This is a genomic window from Tenacibaculum discolor (assembly GCF_003664185.1).
GTDB lineage: Bacteria > Bacteroidota > Bacteroidia > Flavobacteriales > Flavobacteriaceae > Polaribacter > Polaribacter discolor.
On the sequence record NZ_RCCS01000009.1, the window covers coordinates 35934 to 50243 of the forward strand.

Consider the following 14310-nt stretch of genomic DNA (forward strand, 5'->3'; position numbering starts at 1 on the left):
ACTAAAACACGTAACTAAACTGCAAAAAAAAAGCAACCCATCTAAGGGAAGCTTTCCATTGGTTAACAAAACCATGATACTATTTAAAGTATCTAACAACACAACTAAATGCTGTCCTTTTAAAATTAGACAGCCTGCAAATATACATCCTTTTTTAAAACCTACAAATAAAAATTACTTTTTTTATAAAATCTATATGATACTACCGTTGTCTAATTTTGTAATAGATTGTATCTTTGCACCTTTAAACAAAAATTACTTAAAAATTAAGTCAATGCAATTATCAGAACAAGAAGTTGTACGTAGAGAAAAACTATCAAAATTACGTGAATTGGGTATCAATCCATATCCAGCAGATTTATTTCCATTAGATACGAATTCCAAACAGATTAAACAGGAGTTTAAGGAAGGTAAGAAGGTAGTTATTGCTGGTAGATTAATGTCTCGTCGTATTCAAGGAAAAGCTTCTTTTGCTGAATTGCAAGATAGTGAAGGACGCATTCAAGTATACTTTAACAGAGATGAAATTTGTACAGGTGAAGACAAAACTTTGTACAACGAAGTATACAAGAAATTATTAGATATTGGTGATTTTGTAGGTATTGAAGGAGAGTTATTTAAAACTCAAGTTGGAGAAATCACTGTAATGGTAAAAGATTTTAAATTATTAAGTAAATCTTTAAAACCATTACCATTACCTAAAGTGGATTCGGAAGGAAATACGTTTGATGGTTTTACTGATCCTGAAATGCGTTACCGTCAGCGTTATGCTGATTTAGTGGTAAATCCGCAAGTAAAGGACGTGTTTGTAAAACGTACAAAGTTATTCAACGCCATGCGTCAGTTTTTCAACGATGCAGGATATTTTGAAGTAGAAACACCTATTCTACAACCAATTCCTGGTGGTGCAGCAGCAAGACCATTTATTACACATCATAATGCATTAGATATTCCATTATACATGCGTATAGCTAATGAATTATACTTAAAGCGTTTGATTGTTGGTGGTTTTGATGGTGTATATGAGTTTTCTAAAAACTTCCGTAACGAGGGAATGGACAGAACACATAATCCAGAATTTACCGCAATGGAAATTTATGTAGCTTACAAAGACTACAACTGGATGATGGAATTCACTGAAAAATTATTAGAGCACTGTGCTTTAGCTGTAAACGGAACTACTGAAGCTACTTTTGGAGAGCATAAAGTTGACTTTAAAGCTCCATATGCACGTGTTACTATGGCAGATTCTATCAAACACTTTACTGGTTTTGATATCAACGGAAAATCGGAAGATGAAATCCGTAAAGCTGCTCAAGACATGGGTATCGAAGTAGATGAAACAATGGGTAAAGGAAAGTTAATTGATGAGATTTTTGGTGAGAAATGTGAAGGAAACTACATTCAACCAACATTTATTACCGATTATCCTAAGGAAATGTCTCCATTGTGTAAAGAGCACCGTGACAATCCTGAATTAACAGAGCGTTTTGAACTAATGGTTTGTGGTAAAGAAATTGCCAATGCATATTCTGAATTGAACGACCCAATCGACCAACGTGAGCGTTTTGAAGCTCAGTTAAAGTTAGCTGCTCGTGGTGATGATGAAGCTGGTGAGTTTATCGATCAAGATTTCTTACGTGCGTTAGAATATGGTATGCCTCCTACTTCTGGATTAGGAATTGGAATGGATCGTTTGATTATGTATTTAACAAACAATCCGTCAATTCAAGAAGTGTTATTCTTCCCACAAATGAAGCCTGAGAAGCAAGCTCCTACAGTTGAATTAAACGATGATGAAAAAGCTGTATTAGCTTTGTTAGAGAAAGCTGAAAAAATAGGTTTAAATGATTTAAAATCTCAAAGTGGTTTATCTAACAAAAAGTGGGACAAAACTATTAAAGGATTAACCAAAAACAGTCTTGCTAAAGTTGAAAAAACAGAGGAAGGTTTGTTTGTAGAAATCCTATAACGCATTTCAAAAAACTATATAAAATAAAAAAGCAATCTCATTTGAGGTTGCTTTTTTGTTTGGTTTTTATGCTATTTTGGGTAAATTAGCTACTAACCGGATATAAGTTATCAAATTAAGCTCATATCTTCAATAACGTCAACTACAATAACCTAAATAATGCACTACCTGCTTATAATACTTACAACTATAAAATATGGTTAACATTTTATAACAGTAATTACGACGGATTTAACTATCCAAAATAACTAAACTTTTCATATTCGCAGTTTTTTCATAACTTTAAAAAGCTATGAAAAAATTATTTGAATACCCTCCATTTCATTTTTTGGTGTGCCTTGTTATTGGCATAACATTCCAATTTTATACACAAATTTGGCAGTATAATTTTACATACTTGGCTTATTCTTTAATAGGATTTTTAATTATTCTTTATTTCTTAAAAAGAACTGAAATGCGAAAAGCATTTAATATAGCTACACTGCTGTTCTTTGTTTTTATCGGAATTAGTACCGCGTATATTCACAACCCGAGAAATTACGCGAATTATTATAACCATAAATCAACTGAGAATTCTACTTATATACTTGATGTACAAAAAGTATTAAAACCAGGAAACTACTATACAAAATATGTTGCTAAAGTTTCACAAGTAGATTCTACCAAAACCACTGGATATATTCTTCTGAACATTCAAAAGGACAGTTTATCACCTATATTAAAGGTAGGTAATCATATTTTTATTAAAACTCCTTTTAAAGAATTAATTCCTCCTTTAAATCCGCATCAATTTGACTACAAGCAATATTTAGCCAAACAGTATATTTATCATCAGGTATTTTTAAACAAACAGCAATTTAAACAACTTAACAACACAAGTTTTTCTTTAATCGGTTTATCAGTTAATATTAGAGAAAGCGTACAAACCTCTTTAAAAAAATATCATTTTACCAATGATGAGTTCGCCGTAATAAATGCTTTATTACTAGGTCAACGACAAGAAATTTCAAAAGATTTGTTAGAAAGCTACACAAATGCTGGTGCTATTCATATTCTTGCCATTTCTGGGCTGCATATTGGTATTTTACTACCACTTCTTTCCTATTTACTTAACCCCATAGAAAAGCTTCCTAACGGAATACTCGTAAAAATCATCTGTATTGTATTACTCTTATGGTGTTTTGCCTTTATAGCTGGTTTATCAGCCTCAGTAGTTCGTGCAGTAACGATGTTTACTTTCGTTGCTATTGGACAATCATTCAAGCGGAAAAAGATTATTGAATATTCATTAGTCAGTTCGATGTTCTTCTTACTCTTAATAAAACCGATGTTTTTATTCGATGTTGGATTTCAATTAAGTTATTTAGCCGTTTTTGGTATTGTTTTGGTACAACCATTACTCTACAATCTATGGAAACCTAAGTTTTGGTTACTAGATAAAGGCTGGAGTATATTTACCGTTTCAATTGCTGCACAAGCAGGTATATTACCAATAAGTTTGTATTATTTTCATCAATTTCCAGGTTTATTTATTTTATCTAACTTAATAATCATTCCTTTTTTAGGAGTAATTTTACTCTTTGGAATTGTAATTATTTTATTAGCTACACTGAGCATACTACCTCAATTTATGGCTGATGGTTACGGATTTATAATCTCAACAATGAATTATTTTGTTGATTGGATTTCTCACCAAGAAGGTTTTTTATTGAAAGAACTCTCAATGTCTTTTGAAGCAATGCTAGCTTGGTATGTTTTTATTATTTTCTTATATCTGGCTTTGATTCAAAAAACTTATGAACGAGTATTTTTACTTTTGGTTTCTACTCTCCTACTTCAGGGAATTTATTTTTATGAAAAGTTTCAAATTAACATAAAAAGTGAATTCATTGTATTCCATAAAAGTAGACATTCTATTATAGGAAAAAGAAATGGTAACGAAATAAACATTTTTAGCTCTTTGAATGATTCTGTTCTTCATCATCAAAAGCTACTACAATCTTATAGAGTTAATGAAGAGGTTTATTCTAAAAGTACTGATTCAATTTTAAATATAACCTCCTATATGGACAAACATGTTTTGATTGTAGATAGCCTAAGTGTTTATCAAATAAAAGAACTTGAAAACCCAATAGTTATTCTGAAAGACAGCCCTAAAATTAATTTAGATAGACTTATTACTACCTTAAAACCTCAACAAATTATTGCTGATGGTAGTAATTATAAATCATATATTACTAGATGGATAGAAACTTGTTATAAACAAAAAACACCATTTTGGTATACTGGCCAAAATGGTGCTTATATTTTTAAAGAATAGATTTTACATCGCACTTTTAAAGTTTTTTTCAAACTCTTTCCATGGTGTATTCTTGTAATTATCCTTGTTAAAATATGCTAGTATTTTTTCAAACCTTTTTTCTTCTAAGTAACCAGGGACATTTTGTAACAACTGTCTTTCTGTATTAAAAAAAGCTGTTGAAGGGTAGCTTAACTGACCTTTCATTATAGCAGCTGCCAATTGATGATATCCTCTTCTTCCTTGAGCTTGATACTTAAACGTTTTTCCTTGAAATGTAATATCATCTTTTGTTTCTCCATTTAACTTTACTGGATAATAGTGTGTATTGATATACTCAATAATTACTTTGTTTTTATATGTCGTTTTATCCATTTTTTTACACCAACCGCACCAATCAGTATAAATATCTACTAAAATTGGTTTTGGTTCTTTCTCGCTCATTTCCATCGCTTGCTCAAAGCTTAACCAATTTACTTTATCTTGTGCCTTGACCCCTAATGAAATAAAGGTTAAAACTGCTACTAATATTATTTTTTTCATACTTCTTAAGTCTCAATAAGTGTTCCAAATTTACAAAAAAACCTGCCAACATTTAAAATTGACAGGTTGTAAAAGATTGTTTTAACGTTTATTTAGAGTTATTTAACTCCATGCATTAATTTTTTAATTACAGGATTTAATGTGATTACCAATAATCCAGCTAACGTTGGCACTATGGTAAAAATTAAAAAGAATGTTGATAAACTATACTCTTTTGTAATATTTTCTATCTGACCTCCAAATACTGCAGCTAACTTGTTTCCTATCGCAATAGCTAAGTACCACATACCAAACATAAATGCAATCATACGCGCTGGTACCAATTTAGATACATAAGAAAGCCCTACAGGAGATAAACATAATTCACCTAATGTATGGAATAAGTATGCTAAAATTAACCAAACCATACTTACTTTAACTCCATCAGTAATTCCGTATGCTCCAAAAGCTAATAAGCCGAAACCAACAGCCATGATAATTAAACCTAAACCGTATTTAACAGCTGCAGATGGATTGTATTTTGAATCCCACCATTTTGAGAATAAGTTAGCAAAAGCAATAATGAAGAATGAGTTTAAGATTGAGAACCATGATACTGTGATTTCTGAAGCCTCAGCTGAGAACTCAACATATAACATCCATCCTACTAATGCCCAAACACCAAGAAAACAAATTGCTAATACAATGTTTGATACTGGAATTCTTTTACCTGTTTCTTTTCCTAATAAATATAATACCCAAGTAATGATTATTAAAGGAATTACAGTTAATAGTGTATTTACTATATTAAATATTGTTTGAGCGTTACCTGTTAAAACTCTATCAACATTATCGCGGGCAAAAAGTATTAATGACGTTGCTCCTTGTTCAAAACTCATCCAGAAGAAAACAGTAAAAAATGCAAAAATAATTACTGCTATCATTCTATCTCTAACAACTTTGGTGTATCGTGAAATACGAGAAATTGTTAAAAACAAGAATACTGCTAAACCAAACAATACAGCTACGTACTGTCCATCAAAATCTCCAACTTTTAATACTCCAAAAATATCGATTCCTCCAATTTTTGATAACGGATCATTAATTGCATATCCTAAACCAATTACCGAAGAAATTACAATTAAAATTTTATCTAAACTTGTAAAAGGATTTTCTTTATCACTATCATTAGATGTTTCTGTAACCGACGTTTCGTTAGTTTCCTCTTCTTTATTTTTTGAAGGAACATCACCAATAGCACCAAATAATGGTTTAGCTAACCAGAATTGTAAGGTTCCTAATAACATAAAGATACCCGCTAAACCGAATCCCCAAGACCAACCAACTTTTTCAGCTAAGTATCCACACAACATCATTCCAAAGAAAGCTCCTGCATTAACACCCATATAAAAAATGGTATAAGCACCGTCTTTCTTCTCTGGTAAATCTTTATACATTTCAGAAATAATAGAAGTCATATTAGGCTTAAAGAAACCTGTACCTATTACTAATAAAGCTAAACCTACATACAACCAAAATTCAGTTTCAATAGCCATAGCTGCATGCCCTAAAGTCATAACTATCGACCCTATAACCACAGCCCAACGATACCCCGTTAATTTATCAGCTATGATACCTCCTAAAATTGGTGTTAAATACAACAACATTGCATAAGTACCAAATAGCGCTCCTGCATTTTCAGCTGACCACTCCCAACCTGGGTTAGCTCCAACTGCTGCTGCTGTTAAAAAGTTTATTAATAATACACGCATTCCGTAAAACGAAAAGCGCTCCCACATTTCTGTAAAAAACAGTACAAATAACCCAGATGGGTGCCCTAATACCTTTGATTTAAAAAAATCATTTGATGTTTCACTCATGAATATCCTTATTTATAATAAATTAAAAAGCCTAAGTAACAGTCTAATTATCACTTAGGCTTTTTGTATGTTTTTCTTAATTATTATCTGCTAATTCGAATCCTTCTGCTTCTTCGTGATTTAACTCTCTTTCATTATCTTCTGCTCCATGTGTTAAAGCTTCTAATTTTCTTCTAAATAATAACATCAACAACCCAAAAGAAACACAAAAAACTGCTATTCCTGTAAAAATAGTAAACTCTCCCAAACTTTCTGAAGCTTCTCCTAAAAGTCCTGCAACCTTATTACCCAAACCAGTCATCGCAAAATATACCCCCATCATTAATGATGCATATTTTACTGGTGCTAATTTAGTTATGTAAGATAAAGCTACTGGCGAAATACATAATTCTCCTACTGTATGGAATAAATACGCTAATACTAACCAGTACATCGCTGAAGTTCCTTCACTTTGGAATTGAGCAGAAGCTCCTGTCATAAAGAAGAAACCTGCACCCATAATAATTAATCCCATTATCATTTTGAATAAACCTGTAGACAACTTTCCTTTTAGTTTTCTTTTAGCCCAGTAAGCTGCTACTGATGTTCCTAAAACAATTATGAAAAATGCATTTAGAGACTGGAACCAAGATGCTGGAACTTCAAAGTTACCTAATATTCTACTTGTTTTCTCAGAAGCATAAATATTCATCAATCCTCCTGCTTGCTCAAAAGCTCCCCAGAAAATAATTACTAGTAAAAATGAAATTAAAAGTACTACTACTCTATCTTTTTCTATTTTAGTTAATGGTTTGTTCATTATATCTTTATCCTCCTCATTCTTAGATTCTCCTAAGTAATCTCCTACTCCTCTCAAGTGTTTTTGACCTAAAACATATTGTAATAAACCTAGTGCCATTCCAATTCCTGCTAAACCAAACCCATAGTGCCATCCATAAGTTTCTCCAACATAACCAACTATCAAAGCGGATAAAAACGCTCCAACATTAATACCTATATAAAAAATTGTAAATCCTTTATCTCTACGAATATCTCCTTGTTTATATAAACCTCCAACCATTGTTGAAATATTTGGCTTTAACATACCTACACCTGCGATAATTAAACCTAACCCAGTGTAAAAAGCCCACATTTGTTCTATAGCTAAAACACTGTGTCCTGCTACTAATAAAATACCTCCATATAAAACAGATTTTTTTTGCCCTAAAACTTTATCAGCAATCCATCCACCTGGTATTGACATTAAGTAAACTAACATCGTGTAAGTCCCATACAATGATAAAGCATCACCGTTAGACCATCCTAAACCAGCATTTTTATCAGTAGTTTGTGCTACTAAATATAATACTAATATTGCTCTCATTCCATAGTACGAAAAACGCTCCCACATTTCCGTAAAAAACAGCACATATAATCCTGCTGGATGTCCAAATAGTTCTTTTCGCTTAATAGGTGTTGAATTTGCCATATTTTATAGGTTATTTTTAATAAAGTTAGTCATTTTAGTATATAGGTGTAAACGAGTGTTTCCTCCATAAATACCATGATTTTTATCTGGATACATACCCCATTCAAATTGTTTATTTGCCTGAATTAAAGCTTCAGCCATTCTATAAGCATTTTGAACATGCACATTATCATCTCCTGTTCCGTGAATTAACAAATATTTTCCTTTTAATAATTCTGGATAATTTAAAGGTGAATTGTCATCATATCCTGCTGGATTTTCCTCTGGTGTACGCATGTAACGTTCTGTATAAATAGAATCATAAAAACGCCATGTAGTAACTGGTGCCACTGCTATTGCTGCGGCAAACACGTCATTTCCTTTTAATAAACAGTTAGTACTCATATGACCTCCAAAAGACCATCCCCAAATACCTATCCTATTCTCATCAACATATGGTAATTTTGCTAACTCTTTAGCTACAGAGATTTGGTCTTCAGTTTCATACTTCACCAAATTCATATAAGTAACTTTCTTAAAATCACGTCCTTTAAAACCTGTTCCTCTACCATCAACACAAACAACGATATAACCATTTTGTGCTAACATTTGATGCCAATAATCATTAGAACTATTCCAACTGTTTTTTACATTTTGAGAACCTGGTCCAGAATATTGATACATTAAAACTGGGTACTTTTTATTTGCATCAAAATTTGCAGGCTTAATAGTGTACATATTTAAGTCGTTTCCGTTAACATTAATTGTAGAAAACTCTTTTTTACTTAAATTATATCCTGCAATAGTTTCTTTTAAAGCTGCGTTATCTTTTATAGTTTTTAATACCTTCCCTTCATCGTTTCTTAGCGTATACACAGGAGGTGTATTTACATCTGAAAAAGTATTAATGAAGTAATGCATGTTTTTACTAAAAGAAGCATTATTTGTTCCTGAAGCGTTACTTAACAATTTTTTATTATTTCCATCTAAAGAAATACTGTATACTCCTCTGTTAATAGATCCATTTTCTACTGATTGATAGTAAATAGTTTTCTTGTCAGCATTGTATCCGTAGTAAGAAGTAACTTCCCAGTTTCCTTTAGTTACTTGATTCAATAACTTACCGTCCTTATCATAGTGATAAATGTGGTTGTATCCATCTTTTTCACTTGTCCAAATAAAACTATTATCGTCTAAAAAAGTTAAATCATCTGTAATATCTACATAAGCTTTGTCAGTTTCATTTAAAACTACAGAGCTATTAAAAGTAGTCGCATCAACAAAATACATTTTTAAATCATTTTGATGACGGTTTAATGTTCTAACTGCTAAAATATTTGGATTGTTTGTCCAGTTAATTCTTGGAATGTATTCATAGTCTCCAACTCTAATTTCTGCAGTTTTGTTCGTTTCTAATGAAAATATACGTAATGCTACTTTCGCATTTTCTTCACCAGCCTTTGGATATTTGAACACATGCTGTGTTGGGTATTTTCCTTTTCCATATACGTCCATTGAAAAAGTTTTAACTTTACTTTCATCAAAACGTAAATATGCTAAGTTTTTACTGTCTTTACTCCATTCAAATGCTTTTACGAAACCAAATTCTTCTTCATAAACCCAATCTGTAATACCGTTAATGATTTCATTCTTTTTACCACTATTGGTAATTTGAATTACCACATTGGCATCTGAATAATCTTTAATAAATAAATTGTTGTCTTTAGCGTATGCTATTTTTTTACTATCAGGAGAAAAAGTTGGTTCTTGAATATCTATACCAATTAAGTCTAATGATTTTTTAGCAATATCATACACATAAAATGTACCTAAATATGAGTGACGGAAAATTTGTTTGAAGTTTGTTCCTAAAATTAATTTAGTTTCATCATTATTAAAACTATATGATTGAAAATATTTTAATCCAGCTAAATCTTTACTATCAACTATCGTTGCAACTTTTTCTAATGTTTCATAACTGTACTTATCTACAGTAGAACTTCCATTTTCATAATTCAATAGTGAATAAAAATCTCCATTCATAGAGTTTAAAGAGTTCATATAATCGGCTCTAAACGTGCCTTTTTTCCATATATCCTCTAAAGAAATATCTTTTTTTTGAGCTTGTACTAGCGAAGATATTCCTATAAACAATAATAATATTTTCTTCATCTTAAGTTGTTGTTTATCTAAAAAGTTTGCCAAGTTTACGGAAAAATAGCCAAAAATCCCCTCAAAAAAATCATAAAAACCAAATAACATAACCATTTTAACAGGATTCACGTATCTTTGAACCATCAAAAATGAATTGAGAATGTCTAAAACGATCTCTGGTTTTTCTAAACTTACCAAAGAAGAAAAAATAGACTGGTTGGCAAAAACTTACTTTAATAATCAACCAGAAATTATACAAACTATTACGCAATATTGGAATGTAGATGATAAGCTACAACAATTGCATGATGATTTTATTGAAAATACCATTTCTAACTTTTATATGCCTTACGGTATTGCTCCTAATTTTATTATTAACGGACGTAGTTATGTAATACCAATGGTAGTTGAAGAAAGCTCTGTAGTTGCTGCTGCTTCTTTAGTTGCAAAGTTTTGGAGTACTCGTGGTGGATTTAAAACTGAAGTAATCTCTACCAACAAAATCGGCCAAGTACATTTTATGTATGCTGGTGATAAAAATGAGTTAGAAAACTATTTTAACCGACAAAAAACTGAATTATATGCAGCCACGGCACCCATAACTAAGAACATGGAAAAGCGCGGTGGTGGAATTTTAGATATTCAATTAGTTGATAAAACTGATAAACTTGCAAACTACTATCAATTACATGTTACGTTTGAAACAAAAGATAGTATGGGGGCTAACTTCATTAACTCTTGCTTAGAAGCTATTGCAAAAGCTTTTAGAAAAGATGATATTGAAATTGTAATGAGTATTCTTTCTAACTATGTTCCTGAATGTTTAGTTAGAGCTGAAGTGAGCTGTAAAGTAGAAGAGTTAGGTGGAAAGAACCCTGAAAAGTTTGCTCAAAAATTTGAACAAGCTGTTAAAATAGCTGAAATAGAACCTTACCGTGCAGTAACCCATAATAAAGGAATTATGAACGGAATTGATGCCGTTGTACTTGCTACTGGTAATGACTTTAGAGCAATTGAAGCTGGTGCACATGCATATGCTTCTAAAGATGGACAATATAAAAGCCTAACACACTGTGAAGTAAAAGACGGTATTTTTAGGTTTTGGATTGAAATCCCTTTAGCATTGGGAACTGTTGGTGGTTTAACTGCTTTACACCCGATGGCTAAATTATCGTTAGACATGATGCAAAAACCAAGTGCACGCACCTTAATGCAAATTATTGCTGCTGCTGGTTTAGCTCAAAATTTTGCTGCTTTACGTGCCTTAACAACCAAAGGAATTCAACATGGGCATATGAAAATGCACTTGATGAATATCTTAAATCAGCATAAAGCAACCAATGAAGAAAAGGAAGCTGTGGTAGCTTATTTTGATGACAGAACTGCCTCACATAGTGCTGTGGTAGAAAAATTAAACGAATTACGTAAACCCAAAGTACAATGGGTAGATTTTTTAAATGAGGAAGAAGTACGTAGTACACTTGCTAATTTAAAAACTGATGCAAAACCTTTATTTGGAAAAATGAATGGACAGCAAATGGTGGAGCACGTAAGTGCAGTAACTCAAATAGCTAATGGAAACTGGAATGTCGACATTTATGTTTCTGATGAGAAGTCAGCTAGAAGAAAACCGTTTTTAAATTCTGATAGTGAATTACAAATCGGATTTAAAGCTCCATTTTTATCAGAAGACCCTACTCCATTAAAGTTTAATTCTATGGAAGAAGCTGTTGATGATTTAATCGAACAAGTACAATATTTTGAAACTGTTTTCAATGAAAATCCAAACAGAAAGGTAGTACACCCATTTTTTGGTGAGCTAGATTATGAATATTGGAAAAAATTCCAAGTAAAACATTTCACACATCACTTTAAACAATTTGGATTAGTATAATGCGACACTATTCTAACGGAAAATTATTACTCACTGGAGAATATGTTGTTTTGGATGGTGCAACCTCATTAGCTGTTCCTACTAAGTTTGGGCAAGATTTAATTATTGAACCCATCAAGGAACCTCAACTTATCTGGGGAAGTTTTACACATACTGGAGAATGTTGGTTCGAGGCTTCTTTTGATTTACCAAAACTAAGATTAACATCCGCAACGTTTAATTCAGACAAAGAAGGAAGTGCTGAATTTATTGCTGAGACTTTACGAGATATTTTACAAGAAGCAAAACGTTTAAATCAAGAATTTTTAAATACTGAGCACGGTTTTATTGTAAAAACTAACTTGACTTTTCCACAAAACTGGGGATTAGGAAGTTCATCAACCTTAATTAACAATATTGCTACTTGGGCAAACGTGAATCCGTTTACTTTACTTTGGAATGCTTTTTCTGGTAGTGGTTACGATATTGCTTGTGCTAAATACAACACACCAATTTTATATCAACTAAAAGAAAAACAGCCTATTGTTGAAGAAGTTAATTTTAAACCTAGTTTTTCTGAAGAGTTATTTTTTATTCATTTGAATCAAAAACAAAATAGTAGAGAAGGAATTGCTCACTATAAAAAACATAGAGTAGAAGCTAAAACATTAATTCCTGAAATTGACAACTTAACTCAAGAGTTTTTAAAAGCTAAAACTTCCAAAGACCTGGATAAAATTATCATTGAACATGAGCAAATCATTAGCTCAATTACAAAGCAAGTCACTGTAAAAGAGAGATTGTTTTCTGATTATTTTGGTGAAGTAAAAAGTTTAGGAGCTTGGGGTGGTGATTTTATTTTAGCTACTGGAAACGAAGACACAATAAGTTATTTTAAACAAAAAGGATTCGACACTGTTCTTTCGTATAAAGAAATGATTTTATAATGAAAAAAGTAGTTATTATAGGTGGTGGAGCAGCAGGTTATTTTACTGCAATAAATGCAAAAGAGCTCAATCCTGAATTAGACATTACAATTCTCGAAAAAGGAAAAGAGGTTTTACAAAAGGTGAAGATTTCTGGTGGAGGTCGCTGTAATGTTACTCATGCTTGTTTTGAACCCAAAGAACTAACAAAATTCTACCCAAGGGGTGAAAAAGAACTACTTGGCCCATTTCATAAATTTATGACTGGTGATACTTTTGAATGGTTTGAAAATCGTGGAGTTCCTTTAAAAATTGAAGCAGATAATCGAGTATTTCCTGAAGCTAACACTTCTCAAGCTATCATAGATTGCTTTCAAGATGCTGTTGATAACCTCGGAATTAAAGTGTTGAAAAACCATGGTGTAAACGCTATTTATCAACAAGATGAAAAGTGGGTTATTAACACTAAAAACCAAGATTTTGAAGCTGATTTTGTGATCGTTGCTGCAGGAAGCAGTAAAAAAGTGTGGGATTTATGTAAAACCCTAGACCATACTATTATAGCACCTGTTCCTTCTTTATTTACTTTTAACATAAAAGACAAACGAATTATTGATTTAGGCGGAATTTCGGTACCGAATGCAGAAGTTACCCTTGTTGGAACTAATTTAGAAAGCTCTGGCCCATTATTAATCACCCACTGGGGATTAAGTGGTCCTGCTATTTTAAAACTATCTGCTTTTGGTGCTCGTATTTTAGCTGATAAAAATTACCAATACAACGTACACGTAAATTGGTTAGGACTAGATACTAATACTGTTCTCGAAAAGTTGCAAGGACTAAAGAAGTCACAGGCTAAAAAACAGGTGTTTTTAAAATCACCTTTTAGCGACATTCCACGTCGTTTATGGGAACGATTGGTTACAGCTTCAGAAATAAGCAACCATCAAAATTGGGCTGATATCAGTAACAAACAGCTTCAAAACTTAGCAAATGAGCTTACCAAAGGGTTATTTAATGCTAATGGACGTACTACTTTTAAAGAAGAGTTTGTTACCGCTGGCGGTGTGGATTTAAAGGAAATTAATTTCAAACGTTTTGAAAGTAAAAAACACCCAAATTTATTCTTTGTGGGTGAAGTATTAAATATTGATGCCGTTACTGGAGGCTTCAACTTTCAAAATGCGTGGACAGGCGGTTATATTTGTGCAATGGCTATTGCCGAGTAAGTAAAAAA

At 32.0% G+C, this 14310-nt stretch carries 9 protein-coding genes; 5 read left to right on the plus strand and 4 right to left on the minus strand.

Translation table 11 applies throughout. The annotated features are described in order from the left end of the window. Window positions 1-274: 274 nt before the first annotated feature. Window positions 275-1972: a lysine--tRNA ligase gene (gene lysS / locus C8N27_RS12260; protein WP_121148020.1), complete on the plus strand. Its 1698-nt coding sequence runs from the start codon at window positions 275-277 to the stop codon at window positions 1970-1972. 292 nt (window positions 1973-2264) lie between these two features. Continuing rightward, on the plus strand, window positions 2265-4292 hold the full coding sequence (locus tag C8N27_RS12265; protein WP_121147627.1) for a ComEC/Rec2 family competence protein: 2028 nt from the start codon (window positions 2265-2267) through the stop codon (window positions 4290-4292). A gap of 3 nt (window positions 4293-4295) precedes the next feature. Here the strand turns inward: C8N27_RS12265 and C8N27_RS12270 are convergent, their stop codons facing one another. From C8N27_RS12270 to C8N27_RS12285, 4 genes are all read right to left on the minus strand, one after another. Then, window positions 4296-4814: a thioredoxin family protein gene (locus C8N27_RS12270; RefSeq protein ID WP_099215458.1), complete on the minus strand. Its 519-nt coding sequence runs from the start codon at window positions 4812-4814 to the stop codon at window positions 4296-4298. A gap of 98 nt (window positions 4815-4912) precedes the next feature. Beyond that, complete coding sequence (locus C8N27_RS12275; RefSeq protein WP_121147630.1) at window positions 4913-6673, minus strand: peptide MFS transporter; 1761 nt, start codon at window positions 6671-6673, stop codon at window positions 4913-4915. 76 nt (window positions 6674-6749) lie between these two features. Then, window positions 6750-8141 (minus strand): peptide MFS transporter, encoded by a 1392-nt coding sequence (locus C8N27_RS12280; RefSeq protein ID WP_121147632.1) that lies wholly within the window; start codon window positions 8139-8141, stop codon window positions 6750-6752. Between the two features lie 3 nt (window positions 8142-8144). Continuing rightward, window positions 8145-10292, minus strand: a complete 2148-nt coding sequence (locus C8N27_RS12285) for a S9 family peptidase (protein WP_121148023.1) — start codon at window positions 10290-10292, stop codon at window positions 8145-8147. A gap of 142 nt (window positions 10293-10434) precedes the next feature. Here C8N27_RS12285 and C8N27_RS12290 point away from each other — a divergent pair, with 142 nt between their 5' ends. From C8N27_RS12290 to C8N27_RS12300, 3 genes are read left to right on the plus strand one after another with little or no spacing between them, the layout of a single operon-like run. After that, window positions 10435-12168 carry a hydroxymethylglutaryl-CoA reductase, degradative gene (locus C8N27_RS12290; RefSeq protein ID WP_121147634.1) on the plus strand — a complete coding sequence of 578 codons (1734 nt, stop codon included), beginning with the start codon at window positions 10435-10437 and terminating at the stop codon, window positions 12166-12168. Continuing rightward, the gene (locus tag C8N27_RS12295) at window positions 12168-13094 is read left to right on the plus strand and encodes a GYDIA family GHMP kinase (protein ID WP_121147636.1); all 927 of its coding nucleotides are present in this window, start codon (window positions 12168-12170) and stop codon (window positions 13092-13094) included. Before C8N27_RS12290 ends, C8N27_RS12295 begins: the two co-directional genes overlap by 1 nt. Beyond that, window positions 13094-14302, plus strand: coding sequence for a BaiN/RdsA family NAD(P)/FAD-dependent oxidoreductase (locus tag C8N27_RS12300; RefSeq protein WP_121147639.1), 1209 nt, complete (start codon window positions 13094-13096; stop codon window positions 14300-14302). Before C8N27_RS12295 ends, C8N27_RS12300 begins: the two co-directional genes overlap by 1 nt. The last annotated feature ends 8 nt before the right edge of the window (window positions 14303-14310 follow it).